This window comes from Streptomyces sp. SP18BB07, from assembly GCF_036322545.1.
GTDB classification, from domain to species: domain Bacteria; phylum Actinomycetota; class Actinomycetes; order Streptomycetales; family Streptomycetaceae; genus Streptomyces; species Streptomyces deccanensis.
On sequence record NZ_JAQYWT010000360.1, the window covers coordinates 319,453 to 325,473 of the forward strand.

5 protein-coding genes and 1 pseudogene are annotated in these 6,021 nt (G+C 66.6%); 5 read left to right on the forward strand and 1 reads right to left on the reverse strand.

Annotation, left to right across the window (positions count from 1 at the left end):
• Positions 1-610 precede the first annotated feature (610 nt).
• The 5 genes from PUR53_RS39750 to PUR53_RS39770 all read left to right on the forward strand — a co-directional run bounded on the left by PUR53_RS39750 (position 611) and on the right by PUR53_RS39770 (position 5,146).
• A complete protein-coding gene (locus tag PUR53_RS39750; RefSeq protein ID WP_329911608.1) occupies positions 611-1,528 on the forward strand; it encodes a YncE family protein in 918 nt (305 codons plus the stop codon).
• A 132-nt stretch (positions 1,529-1,660) separates the two neighbouring features.
• Entirely contained in the window at positions 1,661-2,830 is a 1,170-nt protein-coding gene (locus PUR53_RS39755) for a hypothetical protein (RefSeq protein WP_329911609.1), read from the forward strand.
• A gap of 676 nt (positions 2,831-3,506) precedes the next feature.
• Positions 3,507-4,118, forward strand: coding sequence for a peptidoglycan-binding protein (locus PUR53_RS39760; RefSeq protein ID WP_329911611.1), 612 nt, complete (start codon positions 3,507-3,509; stop codon positions 4,116-4,118).
• A gap of 81 nt (positions 4,119-4,199) precedes the next feature.
• Positions 4,200-4,361, forward strand: a complete 162-nt coding sequence (locus PUR53_RS39765; RefSeq protein ID WP_329911612.1) for a hypothetical protein — start codon at positions 4,200-4,202, stop codon at positions 4,359-4,361.
• Positions 4,358-5,146, forward strand: coding sequence for a peptidoglycan-binding protein (locus tag PUR53_RS39770; protein WP_329911614.1), 789 nt, complete (start codon positions 4,358-4,360; stop codon positions 5,144-5,146). The genes PUR53_RS39765 and PUR53_RS39770 overlap by 4 nt, the downstream gene beginning before the upstream one ends.
• Positions 5,147-5,191: 45 nt before the next feature.
• Here the strand turns inward: PUR53_RS39770 and PUR53_RS39775 are convergent.
• Positions 5,192-5,880, reverse strand: a pseudogene (locus PUR53_RS39775) (IS110 family transposase); the annotation flags it as partial.
• Positions 5,881-6,021 lie beyond the last annotated feature (141 nt).

The window sequence follows — 6,021 nt, forward strand, 5'->3', positions numbered from 1 at the left end:
CTCTTCTCATGGGCGTGGCTTCCTCATGGTCGCGAATAACTTGGCCGGATACGTCACGGCGAAGGGGCACGGCCCGAGAGAGGAAACCCCGTTGACATATGAATCCCCCTTGTTATTAGTCTCCTCGCGTCTTGGAATGAGGGCAACAGCACGGGCGGGGGACAGGGGCGGGCGCAGACTGCCGTGTGCGCTGAGCGGGAGTGGCGCAGGCCGAGGCCAACTGTTACCTATTCAATTCCCAGTTGACGACGAAGAGCTCGAGAGGCTCGCCAAAGCGTGCTCGAAATTCGTGCAACTCGCCGATCGGCGATACAGGGCCCGCTGCCAGTCTCAGTAGACGTGGTAGATGCAGTTCGCTTGGCGGCCCACCCATGTGGTTCGAGACAGACCCAACGGAGTCCAACTCGGCCTGATCCCCCGGCTGATCATCCCGGTGTCACCGAAGAGGCACCGTCACCCCTCGGGATGCCGTGCTCGACCACTGTTGGGATAATGGGGAGTGACTCGTGGTGCGGACTCCAGGGAACTCGATGCCGCCGGGGCCATCGCGTACGCGCGCCCCCGGCACAGCTGAATCGTCCAGACCACCACAACGGACGTGAGTCGTGCGATGAGTGACACATCCAACGCCCAGGCCCTGCACGTCGTGGGCATCATCCCGGTGGGGGAGAAGCCGGTCGGGCTCGCCGCCGATGGCAACAACCAGGTATTCGTCACCAACAGCGGTGACAACACCGTGTCGGTGATCAATACCGCGACCGACACCGTCAAGAAGACCGTCCAGGTCGGAATCGCCCCGCAAAGCGTGGCGATCGACCCGCAGTTCGGCACGTACGTCGCCAACGGCGGCGGCGCCATCTCAGTCATCGACAGGTCGAACACCGTCACCGGCACGATCGCCACGGGCGTGCCGCCCGCTCCACCACTCGACACTACGAGGGTGGCCGTCGACCACTTCGCGAGCCGAGCCTACGCGACTCTCCGCACCGCCGACCGCATCGCGGTGATCCACACCAGCAGCACTCCTCCCCACCTGGGCGGTTTCATAGACGTACCCGGTCCGCTCGGGGTCGCCCTCCATCCCTTCCACCACCACTTGTACGTCACCCGACCCGATTTCGACACCGTCTCAGTGCTCGCCCCCGAGACCGGCGAGTTCCCCTTGACCATCCCCGTGGGGCGGCGGCCCACCGGCATCGCGATCGACCATGAGCGGGGCCGCGTGTACGTCGCGAACTCCGGCTCCCACACGGTGTCCGTGATCGATACGACCACCGGCGGCGTCCACGACGTCGACGTCCTCGCACCCCCGATCGCCGTGGCGCTGGACCCTCGGGGCGACGCCTACGTCAGCCATGCGGACGGCACGCTGAGAATCATCGATGCCGCATCCCACAGCGTCACCGCCACCGTCCCCGTCGGGTCCGCGGCGGTGGCGGGCGTGGCCTACGAGTCGCACAGCATGCACGTGTATGTGGCCAACGGCGCCGACGGCACCGTCTCGGTCCTCGACCTCGCGGGCGGTTGACGTACGACGCCTGCCCCGCCCCGCCGGATGAGTCCTGGCCATCAGGCCCACCCAGCGCATCAGCCCATCACACACATCAGCCCATCACACACATCAGCCCCACCATGCCCCTCAGGACACTGGAGGACGATCATGGGTGACTTCGTCGTGAACACGTCCCTCGTAGGAGGCCAGTTGCAGCCGTGCGCCGACGCGCTGAACAGCGGTGCCCAGTTCACCGCACTCTGGGCGGACGACGCCGACGCCGGCATCAAGGGGCAGCGGCTCAACTCCGCCGGCACGAAGGTCGGTACGGAGTTCCTCGCCAGCATGGCGACCCCGCCCGGCGGCAACACGAACCGCCGGTGGCCCTTCGTGGACTCCGTGGGGACGGCCACCTTCGCGGCATGGATCGAGCAACCCTTCAACCTGCCCCCGCCGACTCCCGCGGTGGTGCTGCGCCGGTTCGCCGGCGGCCAGCCCGCCGGGCCGCCCGTCCAGGTCAGCACCGCCGACATCGACCCGCAGTTCCCGCCCACGGTCACACGGATGGTCGACGGTGGCTGCCTGGTCACCTGGACGGGCGCCTCGATGGAGCAGCGCGTACGCGCGCAGCGCTTCACGCCCGAAGGACAGAAGGCGGGCCCGGAGATCGCCGTGAACACCACTGCGGCCTTCCACACCAATGCCTCCGTGACGCTCCTGAGCGACGGGGACTACGTCGTGGCCTGGACGAATGGCCAAGCGGTGGGCGGCGGCGGGCTCATCTATCGCGTCTTCGGATTCGACGGAACCCCCCGGACCGGCGAGAAGCGCCCCAACATCGCGGGCTTCACAGGGCGCGGTGCGCTGACGGGCCTCGACAACAGGCGCTTTGTCGCCGCGCACATCAAACCGACGGTCCCGAGCGACCTCGGAGTCCTCCAGAGCACGGTCTCGGCCGCTGTCATCGACCCGGCGACGGAGGGCGTCGTCATCAGCGCCTCCGCGGGCTCACCGAAGCACTTCAACCGCACCTCTCCGGCGCTGACGGCCCTCCCGGGCGGGCAGTTCGTGCTGGCCTGGGTGGAGAAGAGCGCGGACACCTTCGCGACCGTTCCCACCGTGATGGCCCAGCTCTGCTCGGACACCGAGTTGGAGATCGGACCGAAGGTCACGGCCAGCTCCGGCACCGACGGAAACCGCTTCCACCTCAGTGCCGCGGCCCTGTTCGGCAACGGCTCGCCCGACACCGTGTTCCTGTCGTGGGCGGACATGGCGGCCGGCGGCGACACCACGATCCGGGGCCGCGTCCTCACCGCCGACCCCGGCGGACTCTCCTAGGGACTGGGAGCTCGCTCTCGGCAGCATGGCTGTCGGCCGCGACCCCGGCACGCCTGACGCTGGGACCGGGCGGAACTGGAGAGTTGCTCCGCGGCTACGCGATCTCGCGCCAACCGCGACTCTTCGCCTCCGAGAGGGCGTTCGCGAGCGATGTGTGTGGTCGGTCGCCGTGAGGCCATGGGCGCTCTCTCGGGTGCCTGTGAGCCGAGGACCCGGTCATGGGCATCTGTTCCAGGGCCTGTTCGGGCCGATGCCATGCCGTGCGGGGTGATGTTCAACCCGCTCGGGTCGGTGCTTCCAGGTGTAGCGGTGTTCTGGTTCTTGGGGTTTCAGGGCGGCTGCCGAACAGGCAAGACTCAAAAGCGCAACCGTCAGCGTCTGGAGTCTCTCAGCAGGGTGAGCAACTGTCAGTCGATTCCGGCCCTGCTGCGTCGTTGTATGGCCAGGCCGAGAGTGTGTCCGAGTCGGCGCGGTGCAGATCCTGAACCCGAGCGATGACTCTCCATGAGCCCTCGGCGCTCTGTTTGCCCGATGCCTGGCATCGTCATAGAGTGGCAATAAGTAATTTCACGCTTTCAGAATCCGTCTCCTGTCATCGGGTTCGGCGACATCTTCTCCGGATTTCCGGATTGAGAATGTCGCCCGGTCAACAAATCGGAGGCGTCGAAAAATGAGAATGAGTCTGCCCGAGCTGCGCGCCCTCGCCGAGGAGGCGGGGTTCACCGGCGATGACGTCAAGATTGCGGCAGCCATCGCCATGGCAGAGTCCAAGGGTGACACGGGCGCTGTCGGCGACCAGCATCTGGTCGACAACAAGTGGGGGCCGTCCATCGGTCTCTTCCAGATTCGCTCCCTCAAGCACCCGGGGCAGTTCTCCCCTCCGGACACGCTGAGGATCGAGGGAAAACTCAAGAACCCGCTCTATAACGCCAAGACGGCGAAGGCCATCAAGCACGCACACAACTGGAAGCAATGGTCCACGTTCGTGAACGGAGCCTACAAACAGTACATGGATGGCAGGCCCGCCGACCCGTCCCGCTTCGAGCCGTTCCCTGGTGCGTCGTTCTTCCATGACGGACGGAAATCGCCGATCGTCGCCGCGATGCACCAGCGGCTCGTCGCCGAAGACTGCAACCGGTACCAGTCGAGTGCAGGCGCCGACACATGGGGCCCGGGCGATGTGAGGTCCTACGCCGCCTGGCAGCGAAAGCTCGGCTTCGCAGGTGAAGACGCCAACGGCACCCCCGGCAGGACCAGTTGGGACAGGCTGCGGGTCCCCAACGTGTGAAGGCTGAGGCCACGGAGCCGGAAGCGAGTGGAGCTGAGGGAGCCTACCCGCATCGACGCCTTGGGCCGGAAAGGACGGGTCATGCCCGATAAGAACTTCGACGACGAGGACCTGAAAGCGGCTCTCGCGCGAACAGACGTCAGCGATGGACCCGGAACCGACAGCCTCGACGACCTTCCCGAGAGCGACTTCGTCGCTTTCGCCGAGAACGGCGTCGAGAACGACATGGAGGACCCCAAGTGACCGCCACCATCGCTTACGACCGTGACGTGGCGAACCTCATCGACGAGCTGAGCGCGACGGGCCATGTCTTCCACACGGCCTACAGGAAGACGTCGGTCACACTGCACCACAACGCCGGCCGCTTCTCGCACCACGGTCTGCTCGAGCTCTGGAGGACGCGTCCCGCCTCGGCCCACTTCGACGTGGACGCCGCAGGTGCGATCGCGCAGTACGTCAAGGTGAACGAGTACGCCTGGGCCGTCGGCAACGTGGCCGGCAACCAGCGCTCGATCAGCATCGAAATGGCGAACGCGACGCTCGCGCCCGGGTGGACGGTCGGCGAGACCACCTGGAGGAGTGCCGCGCGTCTCGCCGGCTGGAACTTCGCCAAGGTGATCGGCGAACGCCCCAGCAAGAGCAACCTCTTCTACCATCACCGCTGGTCCTCGACCGTCTGCGCCGGCCCGCACATGGACGACATCTACGACAAGGTCCTCGAGGCGACTCAGGCGGCGTACGACCATTTCAAGGATTCCCACCCCGACCCCCGGCCGGACACCGAGCCGTTCCCTGGTGCGTCGTTCTTCCATGACGGACGGAAATCGCCGATCGTCGCCGCGATGCACCAGCGGCTCGTCGCCGAAGACTGCAATCGGTACCAGTCGAGTGCAGGCGCCGACACATGGGGCCCGGGCGATGTGAGGTCCTACGCCGCCTGGCAGCGAAAGCTCGGCTTCGCAGGTGAAGACGCCAATGGCACCCCCGGCAGGACCAGTTGGGACAAGCTACGGGTCCCCAACGTCTGACGTTACGAGTGCGCTCACGGCGGATGGACTCGGTCAGCGATTCCCATGCCTTCTGCCGCGCGACTCCTCGCAGTGGTGGATGCTGAACAACGCGGAGATGTAGAAGCCTCGTTGGAGGCGGCGGTGTAGCGCCGTGGCCGGCGGAGATTGCCGCTGATCTTGCCTGAGTGCGGGACACGGGTGCGACGCCGCCGAAGCCGGCGAGGCGGTCTGTGGCGCCGAAGGCCGTCATGTCGCCGCCGGTCGCGGCCAGGAATTCCGCGCCGAGGATCACGCCCAGGCTCGGCATACTGGTGATCACTTCGAACGCCCGGCTGTCTCGGCGAGCCGGTCAGCGCGCAGGACCTTGTGGTTGCGCAGCCAGGCTTCGAGCCGTTTCTTGCCGTCCGGCGGAGGGAGGCAGGGGGCTGGTAATCGGTCAGCAGTATGAGCGGGCCGGTCTTGGTCAGGTTCAGTACCCGCTCCAGGCTGGGGAAGATGTCGGCGAGTAGGGCGCGGAGCCGGTTGACGGTGCGGGTGCGGCCGGTCACCAGGTCCGTGCGCCGGCCGGTGAGGATCTTCAGGGCGGTCACCGTCTCGTCGTCGGTGCGTAAGCGTTGCAGGTCGCGGCGGTTGCGGGCCCGGTCGGCGATGACGGCGGCGTCCCTGGCGTCGGTTCTGCCTTCGCCGCGGTAGCTCTCGGAGGCGCGATGGACGGCCTGGCCGGCGATGTAGTGCACCGGCTGGTCGTGGTTGAAGGAGGATTCCCAATGACGTTGTCAAGCCGGGGTGGTGACGCCTCGTGATTGGGTCATGCCGCTGCGGCAGCAGGGAATGGAGCTGTGGCCTCGAAGGTCCGGTGGTCGCGTATCAGGGCCCAGAGCACGTTCAGGCGG